We start from the raw sequence: 20,306 nt of genomic DNA on the forward strand, positions 1-20,306 counted from the left end.
TTAAAGCTGTATCCTTGCGACTTGACGCACCGCCGCTCGCTTCGGTGGTAGCATTGATTCGCACTGATCCAGCCTATGCCCATCCCGACACCCCAACGACGTTCTTCGATTCTTGCCGCCGCGCACGCGGTGGTGGAACGGGTGTTGAAGTTGTTCTCGTATTACCTGATCCCGCTCGGGATCGGTCTGGTCTCCCTCATCGCCCTGATCTTCTGGCATGACCAGTACCTGACCAGCGGCGACGTGCCGCTGTCGATGCACGTTGCGGTCGAGACCGAAGGCGGCTTGGCGCCCGGCGCCGCGCTGGCGCGTGCACGGGCCACCGGTTTGAGCAGCGGCCATGACACCCACCTGTCCGAAGCCCCGGTCTGGTTCGCCTTCGAGCCGATGCCGCGTGCCGGCGTGCAGGTGGTCGAGTTCCCGTCGCGCCATGCGCTCGACGTTGCCTGCTGGAACGCTGCCAGCCTGGCGCCGGTCGGCAGCGCCACCCGTGGCGCCGCCAGCGGTCTTCTAGCCGCGTCCAAAGCCGGTTTCGTCCTCAAGCTGAACCCCTTGCCGTCCGAACTGCTGTGCCGCGCGCGTTTCGCGGGCCCGGCGCGCCTGTCGGTACTGCAATGGCCGGCCGATCAGTATGAGCTGTCGGTCGAGCAGTACCACCGCAAGTCCGGCCTGCTCGACGGCGGCATGGTGGTGCTGGCGCTGTTCATCCTGATCACCGCCCTGATCAACCACCAGCCGCTGTACGTGCTGTTCGCCGGCTGGCTGGTGCTGAACCTGCGGGTCGCCGCGCTGTCGGCCGGCTGGGACATCCAGTGGCTGGGCCAGACCATTCCGTCCGACTGGCTGCTGCGCAGCCGTTCGGTCACCATCACCCTGTACGGCATCGCCACGCTGACCCTGTACCAGGCGCTGCTCAAGGAAAACATTGCCGCGCTGCGCTACGTGCTGCCTTTCCGCATCATGCAGTGGCTGTGCATGCCGATGCTGGCAGCCGCCATGTTCCTGCCCTACGGCGTGTACCTGCCGCTGCTGTGGGGCATTACCGTGGGCTGCATGTCGGTGATGACGGTCGGGCTGTTCAAGATCATCGCCGAGTCGCGCAACCGCGTCGCGTCCTGGTTCGCGGCCTCGTTCGCGGTCAGCTTCCTGGCCACCATCGCCGAGGTCGCGTCGGCGGCGCTCGGCATGCGCGAGCTGCTCGGCATCATCAACAGCGTCACCGCCGCGCTCGCATCGAGCCTGCTGGCGGCGCTCGCCGTGGCCGAGCAGATGCGCCTCGAGACCGAGCAGCGCCAGGCCGCCCAGCAGGAGCTGGAACACGCCTACCAGGCCATGCCGGTGGGCCTGTTCACGCTCGACATGTACGGCCACTTCCTGAGCGTCAACCCGGCCCTGCAGAAGATGCTGGGCATCGCCAACCTGAATCCAGGCCGCACCGCGTGGCGCCAGTTCTTCACCGAAAGCACCTGGACCGAGCTGCACGAACAGGTCCATAACAAGGCCGAGGCCGAGATGGAACTGACCAGCCGCGACGGCAGCCAGCGCTTCCTGGTGAGCGCCACGCTGGCGCGCGCGCGCATCGAGGGCGTGCTGCAAGACACCACCGAAAAGCACAAGGCCACCCAGCAGCTGCAGTTCATGGCCAACAACGACCCGCTCACCAAGGTCTTCAACCGCCGCGGCATCGAGCGCGAGTTCGCGCTGGCGGCCAATGGCCTGGCCAGCGGCAAGCCGATGGCGCTGGCCTACGTCGACCTCGACCGCTTCAAGTTGATCAACGACCTGTTCGGCCACGCGGCCGGCGACGAGGTGCTCAAGCAGGTGTGCGAACGGATGGCGACCATGCTCGCCGGCGGCCAGCAGATCGGGCGCGTGGGCGGCGACGAATTCGTGGTCCTGATGCCGGAAACGGCGATCCCGCTGGCCTCGATCATCTGCCGCGGCATCGTCGACCGCCTCGGCAATACCCCGTACCGGGTGGGCGACAAGGCCTTCCACGTGCGCGGTTCGGTCGGCCTGATCGAAGTCACGCCGGGCATCGCCATGAAGGATGCGGTCTCGACCGCCGACCGCGCCTGCCGCGAAGCCAAGACCGGGGCAGGCGAGGGCCTGGTGGTGTACGAACGCGGGGCCGAAGCCTTCCGCCAGCGTGCGGCCGAGCTGGACATGGTGGAACGCCTGTCCGGCCCCGACGCCACCGACTGCCTGCTGCTCGAGATGCAGCCGATCATGTCGCTGCGCAGCCCGCGCGAATCGCTGAATTTCGAAGTGCTGCTGCGCATGCGCGAGCCGGACGGCCGCATCGTGCCGGCCGGCGCCGTGATCGCCGCCGCAGAGAAAAGCGGCCGCGCGAGCGTGATCGACCGCTGGGTGCTGAACAGCACGCTGGCCTGGATCGCCGAGCATGCCGAGCAGCTGTGCAATACCCGCTTCGTGTGCATGAACCTGTCGGGCGCGTCGCTCAACGACGAGCGCTTCGTGCAGGACACCTTCGACATCCTGGGACGCTATGTGCACGTGGCCAGCCGCCTGTGCCTCGAGATCACCGAGAGCGTCGCGCTGCATGACCTCGACAACACACGCCGCTTCATCGACCAGGTGCGCAGCTTCGGCGTGAAGGTGGCGCTGGACGATTTCGGCGCCGGCTATACCTCGTTCTCCTACCTGAAGGAACTGCCGGCCGACGTGCTCAAAATCGACGGCAATTTCATCGTCAACATCAACGCCCACCCGGCCAACGTGGCGATCGTCGAGGCGATCGTCAGCCTGGCGGGCAACCTCGGTATGAAGACCATTGCGGAATGGGCCGAGGACGCGGCCACGGTGCAGACACTGGCGGAGATCGGTGTGGATTACGTGCAGGGCTGGGCGGTGGCCCGCTCGCAGCCGCCGGAGCGCCTGCTGCAGGCGCGCTCGGCCGCGGATTTCATCACCCATCCGGAGGTGCTGGAGGTGCTGCGGATGCTGGAATCGCCGTCACCGCCGCATCTGGCGAGCGTGACGCGCCTGCACGATCTACATTAGTTCAGGGTCGCCAGGGTCTGTCTTGCAGCACCCGCGCCCGCATCCATCAACAGGAACTGCGCCCGCGCCGCTTTCAGCGTGACCACGTCGCGCATCATCGGCTTGGCTTTTACGCGTGCCGGCGCATGGCGGCGCTGCACGGGCGGGGGCGGCAGCACGCCCTGTTCGGTAACGAGCGGATAGGGCTCGGCACGGCTGACGCCTTCGTCGGCCGGGGTATTGGCCAGGCGCACCATGGTGGCGCCGCTGTCGCAGGGCTGGTCGGTCAGGGTGATGCGGCCGGCGCCGTCCACGCACTTGACGATGTCCGCGCCGGCAAAGGCGACGGGGGCGGCGGGCAGGGCCAATGCCGCGGCGAGGATGCTGAGGCAGAGATGACGCTTCATGGTCGACTCCTTATCTGGAGCCTCCATTGTCCGTGTCTGTCTTACACGGCTCTGTTCGCTGCCACACGTGTGCGCGGCATGCACACAGGAATCTCTCAGCCGTTCGGACGCTCAGTGCGGTCGCTCTGCCACCAGCTGTACTTCCACCAGGAAACCGTAGTGCAAGGCCGGTACCGGCACCACCGCACGTGCCGGCCGGTGGCCGCCAAAGAACCCTGCATAGACGGTATTGAAAGCCGGCCAGTGCTCGACGCCAGCCAGGTAGGCCGTGCATTGCACCACGTCATTCAGCCCGCAACCGGCCGCCAGCAGGATAGTCTCGCACTGCGCGAATACGGAGGCGCATTGGGCATCAAACGAGGTGTCGGCCAGGTCGCGCGCCGGCAGCACGCCCGACACGAACACCAGGCCGCCGCGGGTGACGACGGCCTGCGAATAATGCCCGGCGGGCGCGGGCAGCTCGGGCGACTGGACGAATTCCATCAGGCGTCCAAAGTCTGCATGAGTTCGGCGAAGCGCGACAGGTCGACGTTGCCGCCGCTGATCAAGATGCCGACGCGCTTGCCCTTGACGTCGACCACGCCGTGCAGCGCCGCAGCAGCGGCCAGGCAGCCGGTCGGCTCCACGATCATCTTCATGCGCTCGGCGAAGAAGGCCATGGTCTGCACCAGCTGGGCATCGCTCACGGTGACGATGTCGTCCACCGCGCGGCGGATCACCTCGAAATTGTGTTCGCCGATGTGGGTCACCATGGCGCCGTCGGCAATGGTCTTCGGCACCGCGATGTGCACGATCTCTCCCTTGCGCAACGACTGCTGGCCGTCGTTGCCGGCTTCCGGCTCCACGCCGATCACCTTGCAATGCGGCGACAGGGCGCGCGCCGCCAGCGCCGAGCCGGCCAGCAGGCCGCCGCCGCCCAGGCACACCAGCAGGATGTCGAGCTCGCCGACTTCGTCGAACAATTCCTTGGCCGCCGTGCCCTGGCCGGCGATCACGTCCGGGTGGTCGTAGGGCGGAATCAGGGTCATGCCGCGCTCTTGCGACAGGCGCGCGCCGATCTCTTCGCGGTTCTCGGTATACCGGTCGTAGGTGATGACTTCGCCGCCGTATTCTTTGGTCGCCTTCACCTTCAGCGCAGGCGCATCGCTGGGCATGATGATGACCGACTTGATACCCGCCAGTTTCGCCGACAGCGCGATGGCCTGCGCATGGTTCCCCGACGAGAAGGTGAGCACACCGGCCGCGCGCTGGGCCTCGTCGAACTTCGCGATCGCGTTGTAGGCGCCGCGGAACTTGAAGGCGCCCATGCGCTGGTAGTTCTCGCACTTGAAGAACAGCGTGCCGCCGGACAGCTTGTTGGCCGTGGTCGACGTCAGCACCGGGGTGCGGTGCGCGGCGCCAAGCAGGCGCTCGGCGGCCAGTTCGACGTCACGGTAGGAGAGGGCGGAAGCGGCGGAATGCGCTGTCATGGCGGGCTCGCGAAGGTCGAAAGCCGACAGTATAGCGAAAAGGCAGGCATGCAAGACAGGGAGTGCTTGACCTTTTGTTCATTTTGTTCTTTAATTTCTGTATCGACAGAAATAAAGGAAATATCATGGCACTGAGCCCGACCGCACAGAAATTCGTGCTCCACTGGGGAGAAATGGGCACCCGCTGGGGTGTGAACCGGACGGTGGCGCAGATCCATGCGCTGCTCTACCTGTCCGAGCGCCCCCTGAACGCCGACGACATCGTCGAGACCCTGGGCGTGGCGCGCTCCAACGTCAGCAACAGCCTGAAGGAGCTGCAGAGCTGGAAGCTGGTGCGCGTCAGCCATGTGCTGGGCGACCGGCGCGATCATTTCCTGGCCTTGCAGGACGTGTGGGAAATCTTCCGGGTCATCCTCGAGGAGCGCAAGCGGCGCGAGATCGACCCCACCCTGAGCGTGCTGCGCGAATGCGCCATCGAAGGAGAAGAAGACCCGGACCTCGACCCGGCCACGCTGGCGCGCATGCAGGTGGTGCTGGAATTCCTCGAAATGCTCAGCACGACCTTCCAGGACTACCAGCACCTGCCGCCGCAGACGCTGCAGCGTTTCCTGAAGATGGGCGCACAGGTCGCGCGCTTCCTCCCGGCCGGCAAGGAGCAGCCATGAGCGCGGCCGCAAGGAGCAGCCGGCTCTCCGGCCTGCGCGAGGTGCTGGCCGCCATGCGCACCCCCGCCCCCGCCGGCGACGGCGCCACACCGTCGCTGTCCTTCGACACGGAGGCGCGCACGGTGCTGGTGACCGGCGCCACCGGCTTCATCGGCCAGCACCTGGTGCACGCCCTGCTGCGCGACGGGCATGCGGTGATCGTCCTGAGCCGGCAACCGCAAGAGGCGGACCGGATCTTCGGCGGCAGGGTGCGCAGCATCGGCGCGATGCAGGCCTTGCCGGCTGACTGTCCGGTCGATGTCGTGGTCAACCTGGCTGGCGCGCGCATTCTGGGCCCGCGCTGGAGCGCGGCGCGCAGAGAAGCCTTGCGGCGCAGCCGCATCGGCCTGACCGAAGCGGTGGTGGCCTGGATCGCGCGGGCCGAGCGCAAACCCTTCCTGATGTTGTCGGCCTCCGCGATCGGCTACTACGGCGTGCAGCGCATCGGCGACGACACCGTGCTCGACGAATCCTCGCCGCCGCAGCCGGTGTTCATGTCGGACCTGTGCCGCGAATGGGAACAGGCGGCGGGGGCGGCCGTGCAGCACGGCGTGCGGGTGGAATGCATGCGTTTCGGCCTGGTGCTCGGGGCCGGCGGCGCGCTGCCGGCGCTGCTGCTGCCGATCCTGCTCGGCCTGGGCGGCCGGCTCGGCAGCGGGCGGCAGTGGCAGTCGTGGATCCATGTGGACGATGTCGTGGGCGCGATGGCGCACCGCTGGCGCCACGCGCTTGCGGAAAACGGGAAAAAGGCGGGGGCGGGCGTGAGCAACTTCACCGCGCCCGAATGCGTGAGCCAGCTTGACTTCAGCCGCATTGCCGCGCGCATCTGGCGCCGCCCCAGCTTCATGCCGACGCCCGGCTGGCCGTTGCGACTCGTGCTGGGCGAGCAGGCCGACCTGTTATTGGAGGGCCAGCGCGTGGCGCCGCGCCGGCTCGAACGCGAAGGCTTCGTGTTTCGCTATCCGACGCTGGCACAGGCCCTGCAAAGTTTGAGGTAGCTTAGCTGGCTAGCGGCAAGGCGAGCTGCAACAGCAGTCCGCCGCCTTCGCGGTTGCTCACCGTGAGCTCGGCGTTGTGGCGCGTGAGCACGCGCTCGACGATGGCCAGCCCCAGGCCGGCGCCGTTGGCCTGGCCGCGCGCGCTGTCCAGGCGCGTGAAGGGTTTCAGCAGCTGGTTGATCTGGTCGTCCGGCACGCCCACGCCATGGTCGCAGATCTCGATCACGGCCCGGCGTCCATGGCCCGTCGCTTTGACGCGCAGGACGATGGCGATCTCGGTATAGTCCTGGCCCGGCGTCTTGCCGTACTTGCGCGCGTTCTCGATGATGTTGTTGACCACGCGCCGCAAATCGGTGGCGTTGCCCAGCACGTGCACGCCCGGCATCAGGTCGACCTTCACCTGCAGGTCGCGGATGCGGCCCGCCTCGCGGCCGACGTCGGACAGCATCTCGGACAAATTCACCGACACGAAGGTGGCCGCGTCGGTCGGCTTGGCGTAGTCGAGGAACTGGCCGATGATGGCGTCCATCTGGTTGATGTCCGACTGCATGCCTTCGCGCGCATCCTGCGGCAGCTGGACCATCTCGAGTTCGAGCTGCATGCGTGCCAGCGGCGTACGCAGGTCGTGCGAGATGCCGGCCAGGATCACCGCGCGGTCCTTCTCGACCTGGGCCAGGTCGTCGACCATCTGGTTGAAGCTGCGGTTGGCCTCGACGATCTCCTGCGAGCCCTTTTCGGGCAGGGGCGCCGGCTTCTCGCCCTTGGCGATGGCGCGCGCGGCCGCCGTCAGGCGCGCCAGCGGCCGGTTGACCAGCGACGAGATGAAGGCCGCGCCGATCAGCGACAGCAGGCCCACCAGCGTGGCCCAGCCGAGCCACTGCACCCGGGTCAGGCCGGCCAGTCGCTCGCGCTCGAGCATCAGCCAGTATTGGTCCTCGTCGATGTTGAAGCTGATGTAGAAGCCCGGCACGCCGTTCACGCCGCCCGAAAAGCGGGTCTGCTTGCCGAGGCGCTCGCGCACCGCGGTGGCGATGTCGGCCATCAGCGGGGTGTTGGGCGGCGGCTCGACGATGTCGTCCTCGTTGAGGGTGAGGACGCGGATGCCTTCGTTGGAGACCAGTTCGAGCAGCAGTTCGAGGCGCTGCGCCGGCGCCGAGTGGATCAGGGCGGCGCGGGTGAGGGTGACCACCGACCCGACCAGCTCGGCCGTCTGCTGCACCTGCGGGCCGCGCTGGAACACGCTGATCATGCCGATCCACGAACCCATCGAGGCCGCGGTCAGTGCCGACATCAGCAGGAAGGTGCGCCAGAACAAACCGCTCCGGTACCAGGCGAAACGGGCGGCGCGGCGCGCCGCCGAGAATGGCGAAAACACTAGCGCGGCTGTCCTTCAGGGATGAACACGTAGCCCAGGCCCCAGACGGTCTGGATGTACAGCGGGCTGGAAGGATCCGGCTCGATCAGCTTGCGCAGGCGCGAGATCTGCACGTCCAGCGAGCGGTCGAAGACCTCGTACTCGCGGCCGCGGGCCAGTTCCATCAGCTTCTCGCGCGAGAGCGGTTGGCGCGCGTGGCGCGCGAACACCTTGAGCACCGAGAATTCGCCGGTGGTCAGGGGCACGGTCTCGCCGTTCTTCTTGAGGGTGCGGGTACCCAGGTCGAGAACGAAGTCACCGAACTCGAAGCTCTGCGGGGTTTCGCTCGGGGCGCCCGGGATTTCGTCCGGGCCCTTGCGGCGCAGGACCGCGCCGATGCGGGCCACCAGCTCGCGCGGGTTGAAGGGCTTGGGCAGGTAGTCGTCGGCGCCCATCTCGAGGCCGACGATGCGGTCCACATCCTCGCCCTTTGCGGTCAGCATGATGATCGGGGTCTGGTCGCCGGCGCCGCGCAGGCGGCGGCAGATCGACAGGCCGTCTTCGCCCGGAAGCATCAGGTCCAGCACCAGCAGGTCGTAGCGCTCGCGCAGCCACAGCTTGTTCATGGCCGGCGCGCTTTCGGCGGTCACCACCTGGAAGCCCTGTTCGGTGAGGTAGCGGCGCAGCAGGTCGCGCAGGCGCACGTCGTCGTCCACCACCATGATCTTGGCGGAGTGGCCGCCCTGGGCGCCGGTACTGCCGGAAGCGCCGCTGCCCGCCGGGTTACTGCCCGTATTGTTGGTCGATGCGTTCATATGGAATCCAGAATTGTCAGAAGCATGTCGCTATGGTAACGTGTTATCGCTTGGACATCTCGTTCGTATGGCTGAGCCATTACATTGTGTTACAAACTTTACCCATTCGGTCTTACACCTCAAGGGCTATGCACATACACTGGCTGCAAGTGGAAATCACAGCTTATCTGTTTATATGGCATCGCGGAAGAGGTACACCATGAAGAACGTGCTCACCAAAACTCAGGCAGCAAACGGCAAGCCGCTGGCGCGTTTCGTCAGGCAGGGTGTCGTCGCCTGCATGCTGGCCTGCACCGCCGTTGGCGCCTTGGCGGCTGGCCAGGACCGCAGCCCGCGCCGCGAAGAGATGCAGCAGCAAAACATGCGCGAGCGTTACGACGCCCGTGTGCAGGATCCGCGCTACGACCAGCGCGCCAACGAGTTGCGCGAGGAAGCCCGCATGCGTCAGGAACAGTCCAGGCGCGAGGAATCGATGCGCGAAGACAGCCGCCGCGGCAGCGGCCGGATGACCGCGGACGAGCGCAGCGACCTGCGCCGCCAGATCAACGAAGCCAACCGCGACCTGTACCCGAACGCGCGCCGCCGCTAGCTTCGTCGCTGCCTGCGGCAGCGCTCCCATCACGACGGCGCCTGCGGGCGCCGTCGTCGTTCACGTCGCCCGTCCCCGATCGGTGAGGTTTCGTTTAGGAAATCTTGTTGCCATACGTTTATTTGTGTGTCACAACATGCTATCTTACGAGGACCTTACAAGATGGGAGAGCATGTCGTGTCCAGCCCAGTAGCAAGCGGCGCCCAGGCTGTACCTGCGGCCCGATCCGCCGCGCCAGGTGCGCCTGTCGTCCCTGCGAGCGCCGACGGCCCGATCGCCTGCCAGCCTGACGGTGTCTATTGCGATGTGGCCGCGCTCGGGCCGGCATTGCTGGCGGCGGTCGAGGGCATCCTGCTCAAGAACCAGTATTTCGCCGGCCTCGACTACCCCGTGCTGGTCAAGGCGCTGTTCGGCCATGGCCCGGAGCTGCCGCGCAATGCGCGCGGCGAGACGGTCGTGCGCCTGGCCGACGCGATCCTGTCCTTCGACCCTGCGCGCCGTGCCTTGTACCGCGCGGCCAAGATCGCCGATGGCCAGGCCGAGTATTACTTTGAACCCGTGTTCATGCCGGACGTCGATGGCGTCGAGCAGCCGGCACGGCTCGACATCGACGAGTTCATCGCCGACATGTGGATGAAGGGGATCCGCTTCGGCATCGATGTCGCGGCGGTCAGCAGTGCGATCACGCTTGGCACGGCCGGCCGCATCGTGGTGGCGCGCCGGCTGCCGCCGCAGCCCGGCCAGGACGCGCGGGTGGTCGAGGTGTCGAACGAGCTGCACCGCAGCGACGCCCCGCGCCAGCTCGCCAACGGCAAGCTCGACCTGATGAGCTTCCAGAACCGCTTCCCCCAGGTGCAGCGTGGTACGCGCCTGCTGCAGAAACTGCCGCGCGTGCAGGGCGAGCCGGGCTTCGACCTGTCCGGCATCGTCATCGCGCCCGATATCCCGTCCGACCTCGACCTGGCCGGCTGGAGCGGCCCCGGCACCACGGTCGACCGGATCACGGAAGGCGAGTTCGTGGTGGCGCTGCAGGACGGCTTCCTCAATGTGGAAGGCACGCGGGTCTCGGTGGGCGACAAGATCGTCAGCCGCGACGGCGTCAGCGCCAGGACCACCGGCAACCTGCACCTGGAAGGCGACTACGAGGAATTCGGCGAGGTGCAGGAAAACCGCGTGGTCGAAGGCGAGAGCATCACCGTGCATGCCGACGTGTTCGGCAACGTGGTCTCGCGTGGCGGCGTGGTATGCCTGAACGGCAACCTGATGGGCGGCAGCGCGAGGAATAGCGATGGTCCGATCGAGGTGCGGGGCGTCGCGGCGAGCGCCACCATCCAGAGCGCCAACGGGGAAGTCAGGCTGCAGCGCGCCGAGAATTGCACCATCTCCGGCAGCAAGGTCACGGTGGTGGAAGCGGTCAACTGCGAGATCGTCGCCGACGTGGTGGAGATCAGCCAGGCCGAAGGCTGCGCCATTGCCGCCAAGCGCATCACGATCGAACGCGCCGCGCCGCGCGGGCACAGCGAGATGCGGCTGTTCGTGCTGCGTCCCGACTGCGCGCGCCTCGATGCGGCGCTCGGCATGATCCGCGAGCGCGTCGGCCAGTTCGGCGAGCTGGCCGCCCAGCGCCGCGCCGCCATGGGCGCGGTGGCGGCCCAGCCGGAAGTGGCCAGCTACGTCCGGCTGGCGGGGCGCGTGCGCAAGGGCGAACTGGTGCTCACGCCGGAACAGCAGCCGGCCTTTAAAAAGCTGGCCGCCGGCGCCGCGCCGGCGCTCAAGCAGATGGCCACGTTTTCGCAGGAGATCAAGGACATCGAGGCCGAGCAGGGCTCGGGCATGGCGCTGCTTGCGCGGCTGGAAGCGCAGCGCGCGGAGCACAGCGGCGCGGTGAGCGTGGCGGTTGGGCAGGTGGTGGGCGACATCACGGTGCGTGCGATCGACGTGGAGCCGGACAGCCCGGAGGCGCCAGGCGTCAGCCACTACGACCAGGCGCCGCGCGAAATCAAGGCGCGCCTGCGCGACGCCAGCGGCGCCGAACTGCTGTTCGCCGGGAGCAGCGGCAGCTTCAGCTGGAGTACGGCCGACGTCGTCGTGTCCTGAACCGGCCAACGCCACCGCCCCGACTCACTTGTCGCCGCCCGGCCTGATTTCGGTGCTCTGGTGGAAGCGGCTCTTCCAGCCGTCCGGCTGGCGCACCCACAGGTGGGCGAAGCGCCCGCGGAAGGGCCTGGCCGCGGCGCCCGCCTGCAGCGAGCGGAAGGTGCCCGTGACCACGGCCGCGCTGCCGCCTTCCAGCACCTGCACCTCGGTCGATTCGATCTCGTAGACACGGAAACGGAAGCGGTCGCGCTCGAGCGCGGTGAGCAGCTCGGTCTTGCTGCGCATTCGCCCGCGGCTGTCGACGTGGGAGTACTGGCGGTCCATCAGGTGGCGCAGGACGGCGACGTCGCGCCGCAGGATGGCATTGGCGCGCTGCCGTTCGAGCCCGGACAGCTGCGCCTGGAGGTCGACCTCGTCGGCGGCGATCGCACGATCGCTCTGGAGGCCGGCCGCGTGCGACGGGGCCGGCGCCGGCATGACAGCCAGCAGGGCTGCAAACAGCGCAGCAAGGCCGGTCGGCGTTTTCATGGTGCTGGTGTCGGAACTAGGCGCGGGCAATGTGGATCTTTTCCTTGATGTGCTTGAGGTTGGCGACGATGGTGAAGGTCATGATCACCAGCAGCGACCACGAGCTCCACTTGCTCACGTGGACCACCGACCAGGCGCCCAGCTGGTTCGGGTAGCGCCACACGCCCCAGAAGGTGCCGATGTTCTCGGCCAGCCAGATGAAGAAGCCGATCAGCACGAAGGACAGCAGCAGCGGCATCTTGCGGTCGCGGTCCAGCGGCCGGAACACCACCGTGGTGCGCGAGTACAGGCCGAGCGCGCAGGCCGCCAGGTACCAGCGGAAGTCGCCGATGTAGTGGTGGGTGAAGAAGTTCAGGTAGATCAGGATCGCGATCGTCCACGCCATCCAGTGCGGCGGATGGTGGCGGATGCGCAGGTCGAACAGGCGCCAGGCCTGCACGATGTAGCTGCCGATCGCCGCGTACATGAAGCCCGAGAACAGCGGCACCTCCAGCACCTTGGTATAGGCGAAGTCGGGATAGGCCCACGACTGGATCGCGCTTGATACCTTGAAAGCCTCCAGCGCGAAGCCGATCGCGTGGAACAGGCAGATCGCCTTCAGCTCGTCCATCGTTTCCAGGCCGGAGCGCACCATCCACAGCTGGATCGCCAGCGCCACCAGCAGCAGAACGTCGTAGCGCGGGATGCCGAACACGCCGGCGCGGGGCGTGAGCATCATGGCGGCGAAGAACAGCCCTACGAACAGGCAGGCGCGCGCGTTCTTGAAGCCGAAGTAAAGGAATTCGGCGCCGCCGCGGCGCCAGCCGCCGAGCTGGCGCGGGCGGGTGTCCAGCAGGACGTTGTCGAGCGCAAGCGTGATGGGGGCGGAGCCGGGCGTCTTGTTCATTGTTGTGGGCGGGCAGGGAGGTCAGCCGATCTTGTCACAGAAGGGATGGCGAAGCAATGCCGGATGGCGGCGACGACGTCCAAAGTGAACGAAATCTCGGGCGCCATCCGGTCAAGCCGGTTGACGTCCGGCTGCAGCCGTAAAATGGACGCATGAGCTTCTATCATCCCCGACCCGACGACGACGGCCTGCCCGTGGCGCTTCATTTCCCGACCCCGGCCACGCCGGTCGAATGCTGGCTCGACCCCGCGCGGGTGGCCACGGTGATCCCGCACGGCGCGCTCCCCGCGGCCCTGAACGGCATAGCCTTCGAGGCCTGGCGCGACGCGCCGCGGGACGATGCCGGCTGGGCCGTCGTGCCAGGGCAGGATGCGCTGTTCGACGAGCCGCCTTTCGTTCCGGCGCCCGGCAAGCGGGTGGCCGCGGGCGTCGTCATCCTCGAGGACGACGGGCGGGTGTGGGTGGTGCACCCGTCGAATGCCTTTGGCGGCTACCCCGCCACTTTCCCGAAAGGCACGCTCGATCCGGGCGTGCCGCTGCGGGCCAACGCGATCCGCGAAGCTTTCGAAGAGAGCGGCCTGCGGGTGGCCTTGAGCGGCTTCCTGGGCGACCTGACCCGCAGCCGCAGCCGGACCCGCTACTACCTGGGCCGGCGTCTTGGGGGCTGTCCGGCCGACATGGGCTGGGAAAGCCAGGCGGTGTCGCTGGTGCCGCGCGCGCTGTTGCACACGGTGCTGGTCAATCCGAACGATGCGCCACTGGTGGCGATGCTGCAGACGGGAGTCTGGCCCACCCCAGCCAGCAATGCGGGGTAGGATTCCTGCTATCAAAAACGTGCGCAAACGTGCGCACCGTTCTCTTCCTGCCCCGAACCGTTTTGTTAACCGTGTTCGTGCTTGGCAGGCGTCACTTTCCCGCCTCCCGCCGGAATCGTTCCGGCGGCAGTGCTCGGCATCACTGCCTGGCTCGCCACGGGTAACGCCTTTTGCGCCCCAAGGGCGCCGGTGGCGAGCCGTTGAAGGTTGATGGCGGCGTTAACGTCGCGATCGTGTCGCGTCCCGCAGTTGCAGGTCCAGGCCCGCTCGCCCAGCCCCGGGGCCGTGTTCTTCGCGCCGCAGTTCGAGCACAGCCTGCTGGACGGATACCAGCGGTCGGCCACTACGATGGTGGTCCCATAGCGCAGCGCCTTGTACGTCAGCTGGCGCCGGAACTCATAAAAACCGATATCGGCGATGCTGCGCGCCAGCCGCCGATTGGCCAGCATCCCTGTTACGTGAAGATCCTCGATCCCGACCGCTTGGTTTTCGCGGCACAGGTAAGTCGTCAGCTTGTGAAGAAAATCACGGCGCACGCGGGCGATGCGAGCCTGCTGGCGCGCCAGCGACTTTGCTCCCTTGACCTGGTTCTTCGACCTTGGCAGCCTCGCGCCTTTCGGAAGCGGCCTGGCTATCCCTGCCCGGCCTTTGGCCGCCTCGTGCTTGCGGCTCTGGCGCCGGCTACGGATGCGCAGGCGCCGCAACGCCGCTTTCAAGGGACGCGGGGCGGCGATCTTCTCTCCGCTGTCCAGGGTGGCAGCGGCCGTCACCCCGAGGTCGACGCCGACAATGCCGTCGCCGCTTCTGCGGCAGCGCGCGACGTCGTCCGGCACCTCGACCTGCACCGCCAGGTACCAGTGGTCCGCCTCACGCGAGACCGATCCGCCCATGATTTTCCCGGACCATCGCAGCGCCTCGGACATCAGCACCTTGCCAACCTTCGGCAGGACGGCAGTCCTGTCCGCGATGCGGAACTTGTCATTGGCAAGGTAGAAACTGTCGCGGCAGCGACCCTTCTTTTTGAAGCGGGGCTGGTGCGCCGTCTGGCCAGCGCGGCGCTGTTCGAAGTAGCGGCTCCAGGCGCGTTTCAGGTGTGCGAAGGGCTGGGCATGGGCGTCGCGGTGGATGGCGGCAAGCCATGGCCTGCCTTCGGCATCGAGCCAATCCGGGTGCGTGTATTTGATGGCGTTAAACTGCTTCTTCAGCTGCATCGCGTCCACATGCTGGCCGACCGCTGCCAGGCGGTTCCACTCAGCCAGCGCCCAGTTCCAGACCCGGCGCGCGGTGCCGGCTGCCTGCGCGAAGTAGGCGCCCTGCTCAGCGCTTGGTTCTAGGCGTATGCGGTGGGTCAGCAGCATGGAAATGGAACTCCGGCAGTCGTGCCTGTTGGACCGCTGCCGGGCGGGAAGGTTCCGGACTCTCCGGCGGACAATGTGCGCGGTCCTGACCACGATTGTCTACATTCGTGCACCTTTCTGACAACTAGATAACAGCTCCCAACGCAAGGCGACAATTGACTACAGTCAACATTTCCGGAAGAGCTCACCCGTAGGATTGGATGGTGCCGATGAAAAGGAACCACCATGTCGAACAACTCCCTCGCCGTAGCCCGGCAGTTCCTCTGTTTTACCCTGGGCGGGCTCGAATACGGGCTCGACTATGCTGCCGTGCAGGAACTGAAGGTGTTCAGTTCGCTCGAGCGTTTCTGCAGCGACGGCGAGATCATCGGCGGCGTGGCCTTGTCGCGCGGGGTGATCATGCCGGTGATGGATTTGCGGGCCGCATTCGCGCCGGGCTTCTCGCTGCCCGAGCCGGATACCGACGTGGTCATCGTACGGGTGGCGGCCGGCATGGTGGGGGTGGTGGTGGAGCGCGTGACCGGCGTGGTGCGCCTGCGCCCCGAAGAGGTGGCGCCGCTGCCGGGCGCCCAGCGCCAGGCAGACTACCTGATCGGGCTGGGCTTGAGCAGGGGGCGCCGCATGATCCTGATCGACATCGAGCGCCTGATGTCGGTGGCGCCCGCGGCGCCGCGCCAGGTGGCCTGATTCTTAAGCCACCAACTTACGCCGCCAGGCCTTCCAGTTGTTCCTGCAGCTCGAGCCATTCCATTTCGAGCTGCTCCAGGTCGCGCACCGCAAAGGCCTGGTCGGCCACCAGCGTCTTGAGCTTGTCCTTGTTCTCGGCCTCGTAGACGCTCGGCTCCAGCAGCTGGGCGTCGATCGATGCCTTCTTCGCGTTCAGCTTGGCCATCTGCTCTTCGAGGCGCTTGACGCGGTTCTCGATCGGTTTGCGCAGCGCGGCCAGGCGCTGGCGTTCGCCGGCATCGAGGCGCTTCTGTTCCTTGCGGTCGACCTGTGGCGCGCTTGGTGCAGAAGCGGGCGCGGACGGCTTGGCATCCTTGCCTGGCAGCGGCGCCGGCAGGGTGTCGGTGCCCTTGCCGAGCTTGGTCTTGAACAGCCACTCCTTGTAATCGTCCAGGTCACCGTCGAAGGGCTGCAGCTTGCCGTCGGCGACGATGATGAACTCGTCGGTGGTGGCGCGCAGCAGGTGGCGATCGTGCGACACCAGGACCACGGTGCCCTCGAACTGCGCCAGCGCCAGCGTCAGCGCCTCGCGGGTTTCCAGGTCGAGGTGGTTGGTCGGTTCGTCCAGCAGCAGCAAGTTCGGGCGCTGCCACACGATCAGGGCCAGCGCCAGGCGCGCCTTTTCGCCGCCGGAGAAGGGCGCGATCGGGCTGGTCACCATGTCACCCGGGAAGTTGAAGCTCCCCAGGAAGTTGCGCAGCTCCTGCTCGCGCACGTTCGGTGCGATCTTCAGCAGGTGCCACAGCGGCGATTCGTCGTGGCGCAGCATCTCGACCTGGTGCTGGGCAAAGTAGCCGATCGACAGGCCCTTGCCCAGGGTCGCCTTGCCCTCCAGCGGCATCAGCTCGCCGGCGACGGTCTTGATCAGCGTGGATTTACCGGCGCCGTTCACGCCCAGCAGGCCGATGCGCTGGCCGATCTGCAGCGAGAAGTTCACGCGCTTGACGATCGCCTTGCCGCCGACCTTGTCGCCATGTTCGTCGAGCAGCGGGTAGCCGGCATCGACGTTGTCCAGCACCAGCAGCGGGTTCGGTGCCGCCAGCGGGTCGCGGAACTCGAAGGAGAATTCGGCGGCGGCGCGCAGCGGAGCCAGTTCTTCCATCTTGGCCAGCGCCTTCATGCGGCTCTGGGCCTGGCGCGCCTTGGTGGCCTGGGCCTTGAAGCGGTCGACGAAGGACTGCAGGTGGGCGCGGGTACGCTGCTGCTTTTCGAACGCGGCAGCCGCCAGCACCAGCTGGGCGGCGCGCTGGCGCTCGAAGGCGCTGTAGTTGCCCGAATAGCGCTTCAGCTTGCGGTCTTCGATGTGCACGACCACGTTGACGATCTCGTCGAGGAAATCGCGGTCGTGCGAAATGATGATCAGCGTGCCCGGGTAGCGCTTGAGCCAGTCTTCCAGCCAGATGATCGCGTCGAGGTCGAGGTGGTTGGTCGGTTCATCGAGCAGCAGCAGATCGGAAGGGCACATCAGTGCCTGCGCCAGGTTCAGGCGCATGCGCCAGCCGCCCGAGAAGCTCGCCACCGGCTGCTGCATCTGCTCGAGCGAAAAGCCCAGGCCCAGCAGCAACTGCTCGCCGCGCGACTGCACCGTATAGGCATCGGCATCGAGCAGCAGGCCGTGAAGCTCGCCCAGGCGCATGCCGTGGTCGGCCGCATCCGGGTGCGCTTCCAGTTCGTCGAGCTCGGCCTGCAGGCGGCGCAGGTTGACGTCGCCGTCGATCGCGTAGTCCAGCGCCGGACGGTCCAGCGCCGGGGTCTCCTGCGCCACGTAGGCCATGCGCCATTTGGCGGGGAAATCGATCGCGCCCTGGTCCGGGTGCAGCTCGTTGCGCAGCATGCCGAACAGGCTCGATTTGCCGGCGCCGTTGGCGCCGATCAGGCCGATCTTGTCGCCCGGATTGAGGGTGAGGTCGGTGTTTTCGAGCAGCGGCTTGGTGCCGCGCATCAGGCTGACGTTCTGGAAGCGGATCATGGAAAACTAACTAATTCGTTCGGGTTTGTAGGGTGGTCGGCTTCGCCGACCGCGCGTTCAGGTATCGCAAGAGCTGTCACAACGCATCCGGGAGTTGAACGCGCGGTCGGCAGAGCCGACCACCCTACGAAAATCGTCAAGGCAAACTTGCCTTACTGTGCTTGCAACTGCTCAGCCGTCAGCAGGAAGACCGCATCATCACCAGCACTGGTGGTCAGCCAGGTCAGGCCCAGATGCCCGAATGCGGCTTCGGCATAATCGCGCTCGTTGCCGATCTCGACCACCAGGATGCCTTCCGGCGACAGGCGTTCGGCGGCGCCGGCCACGATCTTGCGCACCAGGTCCATGCCGTCCTCGCCGCCGGCCAGCGCGATCTGCGGTTCGCGCATGTATTCCGGCGGCAGCTTGCCCATCGAGATGCTGTTGACGTAGGGCGGGTTGGTGACGATCAGGTCGTACTTCTTGAACGGGACGTTGGTGTACAGGTCCGATTCGATCGGGTTGACGCGGCCTTCGAGCTTGTATTCGCGGATGTTGTGCTCGGCCACGGCCAGCGCGTCCTTCGAGATGTCGACCGCGTCGATCACGGCGTTCGGGAAGGCGTCGGCCATCATGATGGCCAGGCAGCCGCTGCCGGTGCACAGTTCCAGCACGTTCTCCACACCGTCCGCGTCCTGCACCCAGGGGCTGAAGGTCTGCGGGATCAGCTCGGCGATGAAGGAGCGCGGCACCAGCACGCGCTCATCCACGTAGAAGTGGTATTCGCCCAGCCAGGCCTGCTTCGTGATGTAGGCGGCCGGCACGCGCTCGCCCACGCGGCGCTCGATCACTTCCATCACCTGGATCACTTCGTCCGGCAGCAGCCTGGCGTCCAGGAAGGGGTCGAGGCGGTCCAGCGGCAGCTTGAGGGTGTGCAGGATCAGGTAGGCGGCTTCGTCGAAGGCCTCGGCGCTGCCGTGGCCGAAGAACAGCTTGGCCCCGTTGAAGCGGGTGATCGCATAGCGCAGCAGGTCGCGCGGCGTGCTGAAAGTGGTATTGGTCATGGCCTTCTCCCGGTATGTTGTTACTGGACCGCGAGCAGCTGCTCCAGCGTGCGGCGGTAGATGTTCTTGAGGGGATCGATGTAGCGCAGCTCGATGTGTTCGTCGATCTTGTGGATGCTGGCGTTCGGAGGCCCGAATTCTATCACCTGCGGGCAGATGCGGGCGATGAAGCGACCGTCCGAGGTGCCGCCGGTGGTCGACAGTTCGGCCTGCACGCCCAGCTCGTCGAAGATCGCGCTGCACAGGGTATCCGAGAGCAGGCCCTTCGGGGTCAGGAACGGCTGCCCGGACAAGGTCCACTGCAGTTCGTAGTCGAGCCCATGGCGGTCGAGGATGGCGTGCACGCGCGCCTCCAGGCCATCGGCCGTGCTGGCGGTGGAGAAGCGGAAATTGAAATCGAGGCTCAGGCTGCCCGGAATGACGTTGTTCGCGCCGGTGCCGGCGGCGATGTTCGAGATCTGCCAGCTGGTCGGGGCGTAGTACTCGTTGCCTTCGTCCCACACCTCCGCCGCCAGTTCGGCCAGCGCAGGCGCGGCCTGGTGGATCGGGTTGCGCGCCAGGTGCGGATAGGCGATGTGCCCCTGGATGCCCTTGATCACCAGGTGCCCCGACAGCGAGCCGCGGCGGCCGTTCTTGATGGTGTCGCCCAGTACGTGGTTCGAGGTCGGCTCGCCCACCAGGCAGTAATCCAGGGTCTCGCCGCGTTCTTCCAGGCGCTCGCACACGACCACGGTGCCATCAAGCGCCGGGCCTTCCTCGTCGCTGGTAATCAGGAAGGCGATCGAGCCCTTATGGTCCGGCGTGGCGGCGATGAATTCCTCGCAGGCGACCACCATGGCCGCGATCGAGGTCTTCATGTCCGAGGCGCCGCGGCCGTACAGCTTGCCGTCGCGGTGGGTCGGAACAAAAGGCGCGGATTGCCACTGGTGCGCGGGGCCGGACGGCACCACGTCGGTGTGGCCGGCGAACACGAACACCGGCGACGTCGTCCCCTTGCGCGCCCACAGGTTGGTGACGCCGTTCGATTCGATGGTCTCGCAGGCGAAACCCAGCGGCGCCAGCAGTTCCTTCAGCCGTTCCTGGCAACCCTTGTCGTGCGGGGTGACCGAATCGAGGGCGATCAGCTCTTCGGTGAGGAGCTGGGTACGCGAAGGCCTCATGCCGCTGCCTTGAACTTGGCGGCGTAGGCATCGGCCGAGAAGCCGACCGAGACCGGGCCCACGCCTTGCAACACCGGACGCTTGATGACCGATGGGTTCTCCAGCATCAGCTCCAGTGCGCTGGCCTTATCAAGGACCTGCGCCTTGCGTTCGTCGCTCAGATTGCGCCAGGTCGTGCCCTTGCGGTTGACCAGGGTTTCCCAGTCGAGCTGCTCGAGCCAGCCGGCCACCAGTTCACGGTCCAGCCCCTGTTTCTTGAAGTCATGGAAGCTGAAGTCGTGGCCGTTATCAAGCAGCCAGGTGCGGGCTTTCTTGACGGTGTCGCAGTTGGGGATGCCGTAGAGGGTCGTGGTCATGGACGTAGCTCGCTGGCCTGCGGGAATGC

General features: G+C 66.7%; 19 protein-coding genes. 7 read left to right on the plus strand and 12 right to left on the minus strand.

Annotated elements, in window-relative coordinates:
* Nucleotides 1-141 precede the first annotated feature (141 nt).
* Complete coding sequence (locus tag AC56LU_RS19940; protein WP_497177353.1) at nt 142-3,024, plus strand: putative bifunctional diguanylate cyclase/phosphodiesterase; 2,883 nt, start codon at nt 142-144, stop codon at nt 3,022-3,024.
* Here the strand turns inward: AC56LU_RS19940 and AC56LU_RS19945 are convergent.
* The 3 genes from AC56LU_RS19945 to AC56LU_RS19955 all read right to left on the minus strand — a co-directional run bounded on the left by AC56LU_RS19945 (nt 3,021) and on the right by AC56LU_RS19955 (nt 4,879).
* Nucleotides 3,021-3,410, minus strand: a complete 390-nt coding sequence (locus AC56LU_RS19945; RefSeq protein ID WP_497177354.1) for a DUF4124 domain-containing protein — start codon at nt 3,408-3,410, stop codon at nt 3,021-3,023. The two genes, AC56LU_RS19940 and AC56LU_RS19945, sit on opposite strands and share 4 nt — an antisense overlap.
* 111 nt (nt 3,411-3,521) lie before the next feature.
* Nucleotides 3,522-3,893 carry a RidA family protein gene (locus tag AC56LU_RS19950; protein ID WP_497177355.1) on the minus strand — a complete coding sequence of 124 codons (372 nt, stop codon included), beginning with the start codon at nt 3,891-3,893 and terminating at the stop codon, nt 3,522-3,524.
* A complete protein-coding gene (locus AC56LU_RS19955; protein ID WP_497177356.1) occupies nt 3,893-4,879 on the minus strand; it encodes a threo-3-hydroxy-L-aspartate ammonia-lyase in 987 nt (328 codons plus the stop codon). Before AC56LU_RS19955 ends, AC56LU_RS19950 begins: the two co-directional genes overlap by 1 nt.
* A gap of 125 nt (nt 4,880-5,004) precedes the next feature.
* Here AC56LU_RS19955 and AC56LU_RS19960 point away from each other — a divergent pair, with 125 nt between their 5' ends.
* Together AC56LU_RS19960 and AC56LU_RS19965 are read left to right on the plus strand one after the other, a co-directional pair.
* Nucleotides 5,005-5,544 carry a GbsR/MarR family transcriptional regulator gene (locus AC56LU_RS19960; protein ID WP_497177357.1) on the plus strand — a complete coding sequence of 180 codons (540 nt, stop codon included), beginning with the start codon at nt 5,005-5,007 and terminating at the stop codon, nt 5,542-5,544.
* Complete coding sequence (locus AC56LU_RS19965; protein WP_497177358.1) at nt 5,541-6,581, plus strand: TIGR01777 family oxidoreductase; 1,041 nt, start codon at nt 5,541-5,543, stop codon at nt 6,579-6,581. The genes AC56LU_RS19960 and AC56LU_RS19965 overlap by 4 nt, the downstream gene beginning before the upstream one ends.
* A gap of 1 nt (nt 6,582) precedes the next feature.
* Here AC56LU_RS19965 and AC56LU_RS19970 read toward each other — a convergent pair whose 3' ends face one another.
* Nucleotides 6,583-7,956: a sensor histidine kinase family protein gene (locus AC56LU_RS19970; RefSeq protein ID WP_497177359.1), complete on the minus strand. Its 1,374-nt coding sequence runs from the start codon at nt 7,954-7,956 to the stop codon at nt 6,583-6,585.
* A complete protein-coding gene (gene ompR / locus AC56LU_RS19975; protein WP_497177387.1) occupies nt 7,956-8,657 on the minus strand; it encodes an osmolarity response regulator transcription factor OmpR in 702 nt (233 codons plus the stop codon). The genes AC56LU_RS19970 and ompR overlap by 1 nt, the downstream gene beginning before the upstream one ends.
* A gap of 292 nt (nt 8,658-8,949) precedes the next feature.
* Here ompR and AC56LU_RS19980 point away from each other — a divergent pair, with 292 nt between their 5' ends.
* Nucleotides 8,950-9,339 carry a hypothetical protein gene (locus AC56LU_RS19980; protein ID WP_497177360.1) on the plus strand — a complete coding sequence of 130 codons (390 nt, stop codon included), beginning with the start codon at nt 8,950-8,952 and terminating at the stop codon, nt 9,337-9,339.
* A gap of 177 nt (nt 9,340-9,516) precedes the next feature.
* A complete protein-coding gene (locus tag AC56LU_RS19985) occupies nt 9,517-11,436 on the plus strand; it encodes a flagellar assembly protein A (RefSeq protein WP_497177361.1) in 1,920 nt (639 codons plus the stop codon).
* Between the two features lie 24 nt (nt 11,437-11,460).
* Here AC56LU_RS19985 and AC56LU_RS19990 read toward each other — a convergent pair whose 3' ends face one another.
* Nucleotides 11,461-11,964, minus strand: coding sequence for a nuclear transport factor 2 family protein (locus AC56LU_RS19990; RefSeq protein ID WP_497177362.1), 504 nt, complete (start codon nt 11,962-11,964; stop codon nt 11,461-11,463).
* 16 nt (nt 11,965-11,980) lie between these two features.
* Nucleotides 11,981-12,850 (minus strand): DUF817 domain-containing protein, encoded by an 870-nt coding sequence (locus AC56LU_RS19995; RefSeq protein ID WP_497177363.1) that lies wholly within the window; start codon nt 12,848-12,850, stop codon nt 11,981-11,983.
* A 152-nt stretch (nt 12,851-13,002) separates the two neighbouring features.
* On the opposite strand from AC56LU_RS19995, the gene AC56LU_RS20000 reads away from it, so the two are divergent.
* Entirely contained in the window at nt 13,003-13,665 is a 663-nt protein-coding gene (locus AC56LU_RS20000) for an NUDIX hydrolase (protein ID WP_497177364.1), read from the plus strand.
* 65 nt (nt 13,666-13,730) lie between these two features.
* Here the strand turns inward: AC56LU_RS20000 and AC56LU_RS20005 are convergent, their stop codons facing one another.
* Entirely contained in the window at nt 13,731-15,023 is a 1,293-nt protein-coding gene (locus AC56LU_RS20005) for an RNA-guided endonuclease InsQ/TnpB family protein (RefSeq protein WP_497177365.1), read from the minus strand.
* 225 nt (nt 15,024-15,248) lie between these two features.
* On the opposite strand from AC56LU_RS20005, the gene AC56LU_RS20010 reads away from it, so the two are divergent.
* Nucleotides 15,249-15,710: a chemotaxis protein CheW gene (locus tag AC56LU_RS20010; protein WP_497177366.1), complete on the plus strand. Its 462-nt coding sequence runs from the start codon at nt 15,249-15,251 to the stop codon at nt 15,708-15,710.
* A 16-nt stretch (nt 15,711-15,726) separates the two neighbouring features.
* Here the strand turns inward: AC56LU_RS20010 and AC56LU_RS20015 are convergent, their stop codons facing one another.
* From AC56LU_RS20015 to AC56LU_RS20030, 4 genes are all read right to left on the minus strand, one after another.
* The gene (locus AC56LU_RS20015) at nt 15,727-17,718 is read right to left on the minus strand and encodes an ATP-binding cassette domain-containing protein (protein ID WP_497177367.1); all 1,992 of its coding nucleotides are present in this window, start codon (nt 17,716-17,718) and stop codon (nt 15,727-15,729) included.
* A gap of 152 nt (nt 17,719-17,870) precedes the next feature.
* Nucleotides 17,871-18,761: a 50S ribosomal protein L3 N(5)-glutamine methyltransferase gene (gene prmB / locus AC56LU_RS20020; RefSeq protein WP_497177368.1), complete on the minus strand. Its 891-nt coding sequence runs from the start codon at nt 18,759-18,761 to the stop codon at nt 17,871-17,873.
* A 20-nt stretch (nt 18,762-18,781) separates the two neighbouring features.
* The gene (gene dapE, locus AC56LU_RS20025) at nt 18,782-19,921 is read right to left on the minus strand and encodes a succinyl-diaminopimelate desuccinylase (RefSeq protein ID WP_497177369.1); all 1,140 of its coding nucleotides are present in this window, start codon (nt 19,919-19,921) and stop codon (nt 18,782-18,784) included.
* Nucleotides 19,918-20,277, minus strand: a complete 360-nt coding sequence (locus AC56LU_RS20030) for an ArsC family reductase (RefSeq protein ID WP_497177370.1) — start codon at nt 20,275-20,277, stop codon at nt 19,918-19,920. Before AC56LU_RS20030 ends, dapE begins: the two co-directional genes overlap by 4 nt.
* Nucleotides 20,278-20,306: the final 29 nt, after the last annotated feature.

The sequence above is a fragment of the Telluria sp. PB2R4 genome (assembly GCF_059685695.1).